Source organism: Garicola koreensis (genome assembly GCF_014195445.1).
In the GTDB taxonomy this organism is placed as follows: Bacteria; Actinomycetota; Actinomycetes; order Actinomycetales; family Micrococcaceae; genus Nesterenkonia; species Nesterenkonia koreensis.
Genome location: NZ_JACIBT010000002.1, coordinates 170,704 through 183,611 on the forward strand (window position 1 = coordinate 170,704; position 12,908 = coordinate 183,611).

Here is a 12,908-nt window from a genome sequence, read left to right on the forward strand (position 1 = left end):
GCACTTGAACGGGTTGACTCGCCGCCGTCGTATACACTGCATCGTGGACCGAATGGAGACACCTGTGCAGACTGACCCGATCATCGCCGTCGTGCCCTGCCGTGCTGGTAGCGAGCGGGTGAAGAACAAGAACACCCGGCCCTTCGCCGGGTTCGACGGTGGCCTCTTGGAACTGAAGCTGGCCCAGCTTGCTGCCGTGGCCGAGCTGGAGGAGATCATCATCTCCACCAATGACCCGGTGGTCAGCGACTACGCCCAGAGGTTCTCCGCGACGCAGGATCGCCGGGTGACTGTGATCGAACGGCCCGATGAGCTGGGCCGCTCCTCGACACCGATGAGCGAGTTCATCCAGTATCTGGGGCGCCTGCGTGAGCGCGGCACCATGCTGATGACCCATGTGACCCACCCGCTGCTGACCTCCGGGGTGTTCGCCGAGCTGATCAGCTCCTGGCGGCAAGCCCACGCCCAGGGCCACGACAGTCTGCTGACGGTCACCAAGCTGCACACCTTCCTGTGGGACGCCTCCGGCAGACCCTTCAACTACGACGACGCCGAAGAGAAGTGGCCGCGCAGCCAGGACATTGAGCCGCTGTTCGAGGTGAACCACGCCGCGTACCTGATCCCGTTCTCCCGTGTGGGAGAGGTCGGTGACCGGGTGGGGGAGAACCCCTATATGCATGAAATGTCCGGCGAAGCGGTGATGGACATCGACTGGGAAGATCAGTTCCAGCTGCTGCAGGACCTGGCCGAAGCCAAGCAGATGCGCGACCACAGCTTGATCTGAGGGGAGCACTCGGGTCTTGCTCCGTCCAATACGTGGGCTCCGTTCAAAAATGGGCAACGTTCAGCATGACTGAATATCGACAACTAGTGAATGCCTGCAGCGACGGGCGTCCCCGGAACCGTGCCAAAATGGGTCAGAACAAGGCAGGTGAACCGCAGATGGCCAGGCGTCGTCGTCGTACTGTGGCTTCTGCTGTGGTCGGTGCCCTGCTCCTGGGGGTTGTCGCAGCACCGCCAGCCAGTGCGTATTCGGATCCCGGCGAGGTGCCCAATCCCTTCCAGGACTACAGCGCTCGCGACTACGCCGATGCGCTGTGGAACTTAGAGACCAGCACCTATGTGCGCACCTACGAGCGTGAGTCCGGTGACGACTGCGACACCCTGACCTACGAGGTGAGCCACCCCTTGGGGCTGGAAGCCGAGCGAACCTTCGTGCACATCTCCGATGAGGACGACTGGTGGTGCTCCGGCGACGAGGCCGATGAGCTGCGCGAGGAGTTCGACGAGCGTGACGACGAGGACGAGAACTTCTACCACGGCCGACCCTACGAGAATGTGACCCAGCGCGAGCCCTACTTCGGCACCTGGGCCGATGTGACCGGCAACGGGGTGAGCTCTCGCACCGAGATCCACGCCCGCGACCTGGGCAACGCCACCTTCAGCGTCTCCGGCACCTACCGCGACCACTACAGCGGCGAGGAGGTGAACATCGCCGAGACCGAGACCCACGGTGAGCACATGATCCCCGTGGGTCACACCTGGCCGGAGATGCAGCACCGCAGCCGCGAGGAGCGGGTCGCCTACTACAACGATGCGATGAACCTCACCAGCACTGTGGGCTCAACGAACCGGGAGAAGGCCGGCCACACTCCCTCTGAATGGATGCCCTCTGACGAGGACGCGCACTGCGCCTACGCGATGACGTGGACCCACAGTGCCAATAAGCACCGGATCTCGCTGTACCAGCGCGACGTCGACCACCTGCGCCAGCTGCTGTGGGGCTGCCTGGAGGGGGAGCTCGGCGAGGAGCTCGACGGCGCCGAGACACGTGGCGACCAGCGCAGCGACGATTTGGACTGGCAGTCCCTGCCTCCGGACTCCGATCCTGCTGAGGTCTCCGAGGGGGAGGGCGGTGGTCCCGGTGAGCACTACACCACCCGGGACTACACCGACGCGGTCTGGAACCTGGAGAACTACGTGCGGGTTCGCAGTGTGGAGCGTGAAGAGCATGAGGACTGCGATGTGCAGACCTACACCACAGCTGGGCCGCGCGGCGGGTCGACGCTGACCTATGCGCGGGTGATCTCGCCGGAGAATACCTACTGCAGCGGCGAGGAAGGTGATGAGCTGCGTGAGGAGCTGCAGCAGCGGGCCGAAGACGACGCGGCCGTCTTCCACTCCTCTCCGATGGATGGGAACCGCCGCGACTACTTCGGCTACTGGAGCATCGACGACGAGGCGATCGACACGCGGAACCATGTGCTGGCTCGTGACCTGACTGAGCTGGAGTGGAACGCCACCCAGAACCGAGTGATCGGCGGAGAGTTCTCCGACCCCTATACCGGTGAGCGCGAGGACTACGGGCGAGCAGGAACACGTATCGACCACATCATGGGCGTCGAGCACGCCTGGGTGGAGATGGAGCACCGCGACGACGACGAGCGGCGAGCCTTCTACAACGACCCGGCGAACCTGCTGGCCACCAGTGCTGGGATGCTCCGGCAGAAGAATGCCGACGCGCCGCGGAACTGGATGCCCGACGACGAGAACTTTCACTGCCGGTACGCCATGGCTTGGGTCCACAACGCCGTCAAGCACGAGGTCTCACTGTTCGCCTCAGACATCGATGAACTGCGCGGGACCCTCTACCGGTGCATTGATCAGCAGACCGACGAGGGCGAGCCCCTGCAGACGCAACGACGAGCCGGACTCGAATGGACCAGCCTTCCGCCCTATTGAGGCACACCGCCCACGCCTCTGACGCAAACCGTGCCGGATGCCTCCCATGCTTCACCTCACGTTGGTGCGGCAAGGGCGCACTCGGAGGTAATAGACTCGACTGCTGATGGTTAAACCTCTGGTGATCGGCGCCCAAGTGAGTCAGCGCGCTGTGCGCGCGGTCTCCGCGGTGCCCGGCCTGGACCGGGCCCTGGCCCGCGGCGTCGTCGTCTCCGGGCGGGCAGTGCACCCGCCGGTCCAGGCTGCGATGCGCGGCGGCCAGTCCGCACTGGGCTCCTTCTACGAACGTGCCGCCACGGTACTGTTCCAGGCCAATCGGGCTGGTGCGCAGGCGCTGCTGCAGAAGACCCGCTTGGAGTCGCTGGACGCTGACCAGCTGGAACGACTGGCTGTGCGCTACTTCAAGCTCAAGGACTACTCCACAGCGCTGACCATGCGGCGCAAGGCCGCGGAGCTGCAGCCGAACAACGCCCTGCGCTGGGTGGCGCTGGCTCGGTCCCTGCGGCGCGGCGGAGACGACGCGGTGGTCCATGACACTGTGGCCGGTTTAACCCGCGGCACCCGGGCCCACACTGAGCAGGCGCGACAGGCCCTGCTCACCGCCCAAGAGTTGGAGCCGGACAACGCCTACCTGCTGCATGAGCGCGGCAGACTGGAATTCAGCCACGGCGATTCGGACACCGGTTTGGAGCTGATGCGCCAGGCCGTAGAGATGCAGCCCCGAGCACAGTGGCTCACTGAGCTGGCCTCCGCATACCGCAAGCCGCATATTGCCGATTTGGACCGGTCTCTGGACGCCTACGAACGTGGCCTGCAGCTCAAACCCACCAGCCCCACCGCGTTCCGCGGCGTCGTCGTCATGGGGTGCCGGGCCGATCAGGACTGGCCGCGGATGTGGCGCAGCGCCGAACTGTTCGAATCAGCCAAACCGCCCCGCCGGGCAGCGCGCATGCAGCTGATGGAATGGCTGCGGCCGCTGTTCACCGCTGAGCCGCCACGGGCTGATGTCAGCGCCGCGCTGGTCAACATTCAGTACGCCCAGGCCAAAGGTCTGCGGCTCTCCTTTCCCACCACCTCGCTGATCGTCTACCGGCTGCAGTTCGCCCAACGGATGAAACCAGCCTTCGCGATGCGCCGCGGCCTCGCTGAGCGCTCCCTGGACTGGTTGGGAACCTCATCCGCGGAGCACAGCCGGCACCGGCAGAAGGTGCTGGCCGCGCTGACCTACTTGCAGCGCTATGAGCAGGCGCAGGCGCTCATCGACCCGATGCCGTGGCAGCCGCACAACGACCTGGAACGCCACCGGTTGGAGAAGATGGCCGCCGACGTGCACCTGATCCAAGGCCGGATGCAGCCGCTGGTCGACTACGCCGTCCGCCGTGCTCAGGACACCCCCATGCACGGTGAGGAGCGGATGGCTCGGCTGCTCCGCGGCAAGCGAGTCGCCGTCGTCGGGCCAGCAGACACCGGGGACCGGCTCGGCGCTGACATTGACGACTACGACGTGATCATCCGCCCGCGGCTGATGACCCAGTTCGACGACGAGCAGGCAGCCCGGCTGGGCACCCGCACCGATATCGCCTACTTCTCCGGCCGGGACATTGCAGCATTCATGGAGGAGGCGTCCGCCGCAGTGGATGCCGGGCAGCTGCAGATGGTGGTCGGCCGCGGCCTCAGCATCGACGCGTTCGAGGGGCAGATGCCCGAGTGGCTGCGCTTCTACCGCCACGACTTCTCGCTGGGGTTCCATGGCCCGCCCATGGGCATCGGCAGGATCCTCTACGACGTGATGCAGTTTGAACCCGCCGAGGTCGGGCTGTTCAACATTGACTTCTTCTCCGGTCAGACCGCGTTCAGCAAGGGCTACCGGGAGGCGAAGGACCAGGGACCGGGGCCCTATTCGATCGTCAACGAGATTGTGCTGGCCCACGACCTGGCCTTCGAACACCGGCTCACCAAGGCCATGACATCCACCGGTGTGCTGCATGCCAAAGGTGTGGCAGCGCAGGTGCTGGCGCTGAGTGAGGCGCAGTACATTGAGAAGTTGGAAACCTCCCCGGCCCTGAAGACAACGCCGGCCCAGAAGACAACGACCGACGCGGCGGAAGACGACGGCGACTGAATGGTGGTACCTGAGTGGTGAGATCTCGGTGGCGCTGAGTCTGCACGGGCTGCGCGGCAAGATCGCGGCCGCCGCGGTGGTGAAGAGTGCTGCCTGGCGCCTCGGCCGGGTGCCCGGTGGGGCCAGGGTGGTCAACACCGTGGCCTCCCGTGTGGACCCCGGAGGGGAGGCCACCGACAGTTACCGCGGACTGCTGGCCGGGCTGCTCTATGACACCACCCAGCACGACGACGGGCACGAGCCGGTCTACGACCCAGTGGCCGGCATCGTCGTCGGAACCGCCACCAGTCCCACTCCGGTCTCCGAGTTGTCCGAGGCGGCCTACTCCTATCCCACGGCGGGCAAGCACCTTGCGGCTGCGGCAGCCTACCGCAAGCCCTACGTCGCAGACTTTGACGCCGCCTACCGCCACTACGAGCGGGCCCACCGGCTGAACCCCAATGACCTGCGGACCGTCGAGGGCATCGTCACCCTCGGTGCCCGCACCCACTACGACTGGCGGCGCATCTGGGGCCACGCAGTGCAGCTGAAGCCACGCAGCGGCCGGCTGGCCGACCAGCAGCTGTGGGAGGCGGTGGGCCGACTGTTCCGCCAGGAACCCAGTGCTGATGCGCTCGCCGACGCAGTCGCGGCCCTCGAGGCACGCGGAGACGAACTGGCCCACCTGCACCAACTGATGCTCGATGTGCTGAGCATTCGGCTGCAGTTCCTCGGCCAGTTCCGGCCCGCTTTTGCGCTGCGGGCGCTGATGGCCCGCAACCGCGTCACCGAACTGCGCGGCATCCCGCTGGAGTCCACCCTGTGGCTGCGGCACCTGCTGGGAGCCCACGCCTATCTGCAGGATGATGAGCAGCTGGTGGCCGCCGCAGACCGGCCCCGGGTGACGGTGCTCAACCGCCGGGTGGAAACCCAAGTGGAGAAGCTGCGTGCCGACGTCGCACTCTTCCGCGGCGATGCCCGACCCGTAGCAGAGCACGCGCGCCAGCGCCGCAGCGACCTGCCGCTGCCCGGCGATGACCGGATGGAACAGCTCGTGACGGGCAGCCGGATTGCGGTGGTGGGTCCGGCGGCGGCTGAGGAGCAGTTCGGTGAACAGATTGAGGACCACGACGTCGTCGTGCGCACCCGGCACCTGGCCGCACCGACTGCTGAGCAGGCCGCTCGCGTGGGATCGCGCACCGATATGGCCTACTACTCCGGCCGGGACCTGTGGGAAGGCTACGAGCCGATCGCCGCCGCCGCTGAGGCGGGGGAGATCCAGCTGGCGGTCACCCGGCCCTTCTACGTCGACGCCATGGCAGAACCGCCCAGCTGGCTGCGCTTCGCGCGGTTCGAGTACGGACTGTACTTCCGCGGCGCTCCGCAGGGGATCCAACGCATCATCTATGACCTGCTGCAGTTCCAACCCGCCCAGATCAGCGTCTTCCACGCCGACTTCTACGCCGGTGAGCACGCGGCAGTACCTGGCTACCGGGCAGGATACGGAGGCTTCGGCCCCTATGCGGCCACCAACGACGTGGTGGTCATGCACGACGTGGCCTACGAGTTCCGGGTCATGCAGAAACTCATGGGCACCGGTCTGATCACTGCGTACGGGGCCGCCGCCGAGGTGCTGCAGCTGAATGAAGGGGCCTATCTGCAGCGCGTGGAGCAGGGGCCATTGGGAAGGGGAAGGAATTGATCCGGGTCATCCTGGTCCGCCACGGTGAGACCGAGTGGAATGTGGACCACCGCCTGCAGGGGCAGTCGCCGGTGGACCTGGCGGAGTCGGGCTATCGTCAGGCGCGGCAGTCGGGTCGCTATGTGCGGGCGCAGAACCCGGTGATGGGGTATGTGACCCCGCTGGAGCGGACCCGGCAGACCTTCGATGAGTTTGGGCTCGGGTTCGCACCTGAGGTGGCTGCGGACTTGATCGAGCAGAACCTCGGCGAGTGGGAAGGCATGAAGACCGCCCGCGCGAGGGACGAGTACGCAGAGCTCTACCGGTCCTGGAAGAAGGGTGAGGGAACTCCGCCCGGCGGAGAGGCGCCGCACAGTGTGCTGAAGCGTACGACGGCGGCGTTCTGCCACATTGTGCGGGCCGCCGCCGAGGCGCAGCCGACGCCCTCGCCGGATCTCAGCTTTGCGGTGCGCACTGTGGTTGCCGTCTCGCACGGCACCTCGTTGAAGGCGCTGATGGAAGGCTTGGGGCTCATTGACCGGTTCAGCGTCATCTCGCTGACCGCAGCGGCGATCAGTGTGATCGACGTGCCGCTGCACGCCGGGCCGCTGAGCAGCTCACTGCCCAAGGGCGGGGCCGGAATCTCCGGCGGCACCGAGGCTGAAGCACAGATCATCCGCAGCCTCACCGACGAGCAGATCATCAGCTACGCCAAGCTGCGCATGTTCAACCTCTCCCCAGAGGTCCTCGCCCAGCTGCCGGCGTAAGCCATGTGCGGCAGTCGAGTAGGAGCCCTTGACCGCCGTGCTGCTGTGGTTAATGGGGTCGTGCCGGTATAGTCGAGGTATGACTCCGAAGCTTGTCGATGAGTCCGAGCAAGCCGAAGTCGACGCTGCGTGGGACACCGAGATTGACGAACGCCTCGACGAGATCCTGACAGGCAAGGTCGAATTGGTCAGTGGTGAAAAGACGCTGGAGATGGTGCGTGAGATGTTGGCGGCCCGGCGTCAGCAGTGACGTTGGCATAGAGCGGGCCCCCGGCTGCACGAGCGTTCGGAAGACCCATCATGGCATCACTTCAGATGATCTGTGAGGGTCGGCGTAGGCGGGCCACCTACTACTGTTGTGAAATAGCCATGTGCTGCGGCACCGGGCCGACGTCGTCAGAGGGGGCACAACCGATGAGGAACTTGAGCATCTTGGTGAGGTTGGCCTATGGTGCCGCGGCGCAGCCGGTCTCCGGGACGAACCTGAGCGAGCCTAGCGCGGTGGGGGAGGCAGCTTGGTCTCCGGCTGCGTGCCGAGGGAGCGCAGCCGTGAGGTGTTCGGCACCGGGGAATGATGGCGCTGCTCGTCCTGACGCTTGTACTCGATCGCCTCGAACAGCAGGTCTTTGCGGATCTGAGACGTTGAGGTGCCTTCAGTGCGCGACAAGTAGGCCACCTCGCAGTGCTCGCGCAGGTACTCGAACCGTGGGGAGCCTTCCCAGTCGGAGCCCATCACCACAGTGTCGATCTCGTGCTCAAACACATCCAGCCGCTTCTGTTCCCATGCGGTCTCCGGGATCACGAAATCGACGTACCGGATGGACTCCAGCATCATTTTGCGCACCTCATAGGGGTGGTAGCTGGGCTGTTTGCCGGGTTTGGCCTCGTTGAAGTCATCTGTGCTCAGCCCGACCACCAAGTAGTCGCCCAGCGCCTTGGCCCGCTTGAGCAGACGGATGTGTCCCCAGTGCAGCAGATCGAAGGTGCCATAGGTGAGGATGCGTTTCATCGGGCGTCGTCGTCGGGCCGCGGTTATGCCGAACGGTCCAGCTGCGCCATCTGGCTGGTGACCGGCGGCGGTTCGTGGTCGGGGGTCCCCAGGTCAGTGACGGCATCGGCCAGCAGGTCCCGACGAATCTTGCGGGTGGAGATCCCCTCGGTGCGCGGCAGATACACCACCTCGCAGTAGTCACGCAGGTACTCGAACCGCTGCGAGCCCTCCCAGTTGGATCCCATCACCACCGTGTCCACGTGGTAGCGGCGGATATCGTCGACCTTCTGCTCCCACGAGCGTTCGGGGACCACCAGGTCTACGTGGCGCACCGCCTCAAGCATCTTACAGCGGGTGCGGTGGTCGTGGTACGGGCGGCGGTCGTCCTTGCCGCTGGTGACAAACTCGTCGGTGCTGGCGGCGACGATCAGATAGTCGCCCAGCGCCTTGGCCCGCTTCAGGAGGCGAATATGGCCCCAATGCAGCAGATCAAAGGTGCCGTAGGTCAGAACTCTCTTCATCGGTGGTGAAGCCTTCCCCCAATTCGGAAGTGCGCGAGATCGTCTGATTCGTCCAGTTACAGTCTTCGATAATACCAATTCCAGCAAAACCCCAGGTTTCAAGCTCAACTGGAGGTGTGCGGGTGCGTCACTCGCCGACAATACTCGCCGGTGGCCTACCCTGGAACCCGTGACTGAGAGCATGTTCGCCCAAGAAGACGCCGCCCCACGCCGCAGACGGCGCAATAAGACCGCCATCATCGTGCTCTCCGGCACCGGTGCGCTGCTGCTCATTGCCGTGGTGGTCGCCGCCGTCTACCTCTCCTCGCTCAGCGGGGCCTACCAGGAGTCGGTGAACGTCATCCCGGAGGCGGAGACCTTCCCTGAGGAGCAGGACCGGCCCGAACGCCCCACCACCACCGACGACGACGGCGAAGAGGTCGAGGACGAACAGCTGAACATTCTGCTCATCGGCTCCGACTCCGGCGGCGGCTCCGGGGAAACCGAGAACGTGCCGTGGCTGCCCAACTCCGGCCGGGCAGACACCATCATGTGGATGCACATCCCCCACGACCGCGACTCCATCCAAGTCATGTCGGTGGTGCGCGACACCTGGGTGCCGATCCCCGGCCACGGTGAGGCGAAGATCAACGCCTCCATGAGCTTCGGCGGCTCCGCCACCACGGTCCAGACCCTGGAGAACCTGGTCGATGTGCGCATCGATCACGTGGCCGCAGTGGACATGGTCGGATTCCAGAACCTGGTCGGCGCCATGGGCGGGGTGACCGTAGATTCCCCGGTCTCCTTCACCTCCCGCGACGGCCACTTCTTCCACGGCGGGCCGCAGGAGCTCAACTCCAACCAGGCGATGAGCTTCGTCCGGGAGCGCAAAGCCTTCGACGACGGCGACTTCCAGCGCGTAGCCAATCAGCAGGCCCTGGTGCGCGGGGTCCTGGACGAAGTGCTCACCGCCTCCACGCTGACCAACCCGGTGACCATCCACAATATGGTCTCCGACTTCTCGCCCTACATGGCAGTGGACTCCCAGCTCGGCGAGGCCGATTATGTCGCCGACCTCGGCTGGTCCATGCGTGAGGTCCGCGGCAGCGACATCGACATGTTCACCATCAACAACCTGGGCCTGGGCACGGCCGGCTCCGAGTCGATCGTGGTGCCTGACTATGACGCATTCAGCGAAGCTGGTGACGCCATGCGTGAGGGCACGTTCGACGAGTACGCCGCCCAGCACTGACCCGGGCACAGCTTTCCCACCGGCACTGGGCCCAGCCCTGCCCCGGCCGGCAGCGGGGTAACAGGGCCCTGCAGGATTCGGCACGGATCATGGCCTCCACATATGCTGGACCATCATGACCGAGAATCACGACGCGGCGGACCTGGAGGCTATGGCCTCCAATCCGCACACGGACTGGGACGTTCTCCACTGGATCGCGGAGAACCACCCCGAGCTGCGTCCGGCCGTTGCGGCCAACCCCGGCACCTACCAGGAGCTCGTCGACGCCCTGGGGAGCCTGGGGGATCCCGACGTCGACGCCGCCATTGCCGCCCGTCACCGCGGCCGCGACATCTCATCCGAAACGGCCGCCACGAATCCGCTGGCAGGGATGTACGACACCGCCAGCGGACTCATCCCCGCCTACCCGGCCGAGGAGGCGGGCCAGGCGGAGCCCTACGCTGTGGAGCCCTACCACGCCGAGGGTCCAGAACGGCCGGCCCCAGCACCTGTTCCCTACGCCGGACCGGCAGGTCACCATCAGCAGGATTCCGCGGAACCGGGGCAGGCGGCACCGGAGCGGGCGGAACCAGTGCCTCCGGAGCCTGCCGAGTACGGCACCCTCCACTATGGCGCGGATCCCGGTGCAGCGGACCCGGACGAGCCCCAGCCGGCGCTCGGCGCGGCGGCCCACCAGCGCCATGCTTCCGCCGATCAGCAGCGGCAGCAGCGTCGACCCCCTCTGGGGCTGATCGCGGCCGCGATTCTCGGCGTCGTCGCGGTCGGCGCCGCCGTAGCCCTGCTGATCACCTTCCTGGGCGGCGATGACCAGACACCGGTGGCCGAGCCTGAGGCCAGCCCCACCGAAGAGGCTGCTGAGGAGAGTCCGGCAGAAGAGACCGACGGGAGCCCCGAAGGTGGCCAGGAGGAAGAGACCCAGCCGGCCGAACCGGACCCGCAGGAAACTCTGGATGAGGCCCGGACTGCCCTTTCCTCGCTGCCGGATGAGTCCGCATGTGAGGCCGATGAGGACTCCGACGTCGTCGCGGACTTCATCGCTGCGGGCACCGAGACTGAGGATTTCCCCGGTGACGATGGTCAGCTGCTGGAGGATACCTTTGACCAGCTGCAGTCCGACTGCTCAACCACCCACGCGGCCTCAGTGTTCACCGCAGTCCGCGGCGGCACCGCCTACCAGGACGCAGCCCCGGAAGGCGCTCAGGTGGTCATGGACAGCGTCGGCACCGAGTGGGCGGACCGAGCCGTGGGAACCCGCGGTGCTGAGCCGGTCGGCGGCTTCACCGCCCAGGGCGGCAACGTGGAGTGTGAGTTCGACGACGGGCTGACCTGCACCGTCTTCGACACAACTCCGCAGCTCTGCGAGGACGGGGCCACCTACACGATGAGCGTCGAGGATGTCGGCCTCGACTGTGACGCGCAGTTGGAGCCCAACGGCTACGACACCCTCGCCCAGGGCGACAGCGCCACCGACGGGTTCCTCGTGTGCACCGAGATGAGTGACCGGCTCAGCTGCTACAACAGCGTAGACCCCTTCGGATTCGAGATGTCCAACACCGGCAACTACGCCTACTGAGCTGCGGCTGCTGAGCTGCGCCGGCTGATATCCGCCGGGGCACCAGGTGCTGATCAGCGCTGGGGGCCTTGGCTGCTGGGCAGCGCCAGGGCCTCGACGATCCGGTCTGCGCAGCGCGGCGGGTCCTGCGGCAGCGAGCCGTCGTCGTCGGTGACGAAGTTCAGGTGCTTGGACCGAAACTCCCGGTAGTCCGGAGTGCCGATGCTCAGCGCGGCGTCCACGGCGTCGGCGGCCGATTCGGCGATCGGGCCCGGAACCTCTGCGGCGTAGTCGACCGCCAACCCGCGAGCTTCCAGGTAGTCGGCCATGTCATAGGGCCAGAACACCAGCGGAATGTTGCGCAGCGAGGCCTCATACGTCACCGCCGAATAGTCGGTGATGACCACATCGGCCACCGCCAGCCAGTCCAGCACGCCGAAGTCGGTGCCGATGATGGTGCGCTCGCCCTGCGGCAGCGGGGACCTATCAATGGGGTGGGGCAGCAGCACCAGGGTGCTGGCGTCCTCCTCGGCGAAGGCGGTGGCGACCTTGGTGTAGGGAATGTGCTTGCCGCGGCGGAACGTGGGGATATACAACACCGTGCGCCCACCGGCGTCCCGGGCGGCCTGCAGCTGCGGATAGTGATGGACGATCTTGTTGCGCCGCTCGGCCATGCGCCTCTCATCCAGCAGGTGATCAACGCGCGGCATGCCCAGCGGCCACACCTGGTCGGCTGTGATCCCGAAGGCGGCGGTGTAGATGGAGGCCGGCACCTCCCCGGAGGCGCACACGAAGGTGTAGTTCTGATGCATCTGCATCGTCGCCGCCACCTGTGGGTGCGGGCCTTCACGGGTGCCCGAAGCCAGGTGTCCGAACTTTTTGATCGCGCCCAGAGCGTGCCAGACCTGGCCGATGCGCAGATCCTTGCGATGATTGAGGATGCTCACCGGAATGATGTAGCCGTCCACCAGGCACCCTGAGCAGGTCGCCAGGTGATACATCTCCCGCAGCGCTTTGGGGATATAGGTCGGTGAGAGTTTCTGGTGCTTGATCACCACGATCCGATGTTCGGGGTGCTTGCGCCGGATGGCGTCCTGCAGCAGGCTGAAATCCACGGTGATCTGACGCGGCTCACGGGTGATGAGCACCACCTTGCGCTGAGTCGGCAGCAGCTTCAGGATCGCGTAGAGCGCTCGAGCTCCGCCGATCAGTAAGCTCAGTGCGTGAGGAAGGATGACTCCGTTCAGCTGCCCCAGATCCTTCCCCCTTCAGGCGCAGGCATTTTCAGCCGCCGGCGCGCGGACTCTGCTATCAGGGCCACC

Annotated in this window: 11 protein-coding genes; 8 read left to right on the top strand and 3 right to left on the bottom strand. The window is 65.9% G+C overall.

The genetic code is table 11. The features are described from left to right. The first annotated feature begins 52 nt into the window (after nt 1-52). The 6 genes from FHX47_RS06160 to FHX47_RS06185 all read left to right on the top strand — a co-directional run bounded on the left by FHX47_RS06160 (nt 53) and on the right by FHX47_RS06185 (nt 7,541). Nucleotides 53-784, top strand: coding sequence for an acylneuraminate cytidylyltransferase family protein (locus FHX47_RS06160; protein ID WP_183358035.1), 732 nt, complete (start codon nt 53-55; stop codon nt 782-784). A gap of 128 nt (nt 785-912) precedes the next feature. After that, on the top strand, nt 913-2,742 hold the full coding sequence (locus FHX47_RS06165; protein ID WP_183358036.1) for a DUF1524 domain-containing protein: 1,830 nt from the start codon (nt 913-915) through the stop codon (nt 2,740-2,742). Between the two features lie 106 nt (nt 2,743-2,848). Continuing rightward, complete coding sequence (locus FHX47_RS06170; protein ID WP_183358037.1) at nt 2,849-4,864, top strand: tetratricopeptide repeat protein; 2,016 nt, start codon at nt 2,849-2,851, stop codon at nt 4,862-4,864. A gap of 28 nt (nt 4,865-4,892) precedes the next feature. After that, complete coding sequence (locus tag FHX47_RS06175; RefSeq protein ID WP_183358038.1) at nt 4,893-6,545, top strand: glycosyltransferase family 29 protein; 1,653 nt, start codon at nt 4,893-4,895, stop codon at nt 6,543-6,545. Then, the gene (locus FHX47_RS06180) at nt 6,542-7,291 is read left to right on the top strand and encodes a histidine phosphatase family protein (RefSeq protein WP_183358039.1); all 750 of its coding nucleotides are present in this window, start codon (nt 6,542-6,544) and stop codon (nt 7,289-7,291) included. The genes FHX47_RS06175 and FHX47_RS06180 overlap by 4 nt, the downstream gene beginning before the upstream one ends. 79 nt (nt 7,292-7,370) lie before the next feature. After that, the gene (locus FHX47_RS06185; RefSeq protein WP_183358040.1) at nt 7,371-7,541 is read left to right on the top strand and encodes an addiction module protein; all 171 of its coding nucleotides are present in this window, start codon (nt 7,371-7,373) and stop codon (nt 7,539-7,541) included. A gap of 243 nt (nt 7,542-7,784) precedes the next feature. Here FHX47_RS06185 and tagD read toward each other — a convergent pair whose 3' ends face one another. Beyond that, nucleotides 7,785-8,300, bottom strand: coding sequence for a glycerol-3-phosphate cytidylyltransferase (gene tagD, locus FHX47_RS06190; RefSeq protein WP_183358041.1), 516 nt, complete (start codon nt 8,298-8,300; stop codon nt 7,785-7,787). Between the two features lie 23 nt (nt 8,301-8,323). After that, a complete protein-coding gene (locus tag FHX47_RS06195) occupies nt 8,324-8,803 on the bottom strand; it encodes an adenylyltransferase/cytidyltransferase family protein (RefSeq protein WP_183358042.1) in 480 nt (159 codons plus the stop codon). A gap of 169 nt (nt 8,804-8,972) precedes the next feature. Between FHX47_RS06195 and FHX47_RS10965 the strand changes: the two genes are divergently transcribed. Continuing rightward, nucleotides 8,973-10,034, top strand: a complete 1,062-nt coding sequence (locus FHX47_RS10965; protein WP_183358043.1) for an LCP family glycopolymer transferase — start codon at nt 8,973-8,975, stop codon at nt 10,032-10,034. 115 nt (nt 10,035-10,149) lie between these two features. After that, on the top strand, nt 10,150-11,607 hold the full coding sequence (locus FHX47_RS06205) for a variant leucine-rich repeat-containing protein (protein WP_183358044.1): 1,458 nt from the start codon (nt 10,150-10,152) through the stop codon (nt 11,605-11,607). Nucleotides 11,608-11,660: 53 nt separating this feature from the next. On the opposite strand, the gene FHX47_RS06210 is transcribed toward FHX47_RS06205, so the two are convergent. Further along, entirely contained in the window at nt 11,661-12,842 is a 1,182-nt protein-coding gene (locus tag FHX47_RS06210) for a CDP-glycerol glycerophosphotransferase family protein (protein WP_343064326.1), read from the bottom strand. Nucleotides 12,843-12,908: the final 66 nt, after the last annotated feature.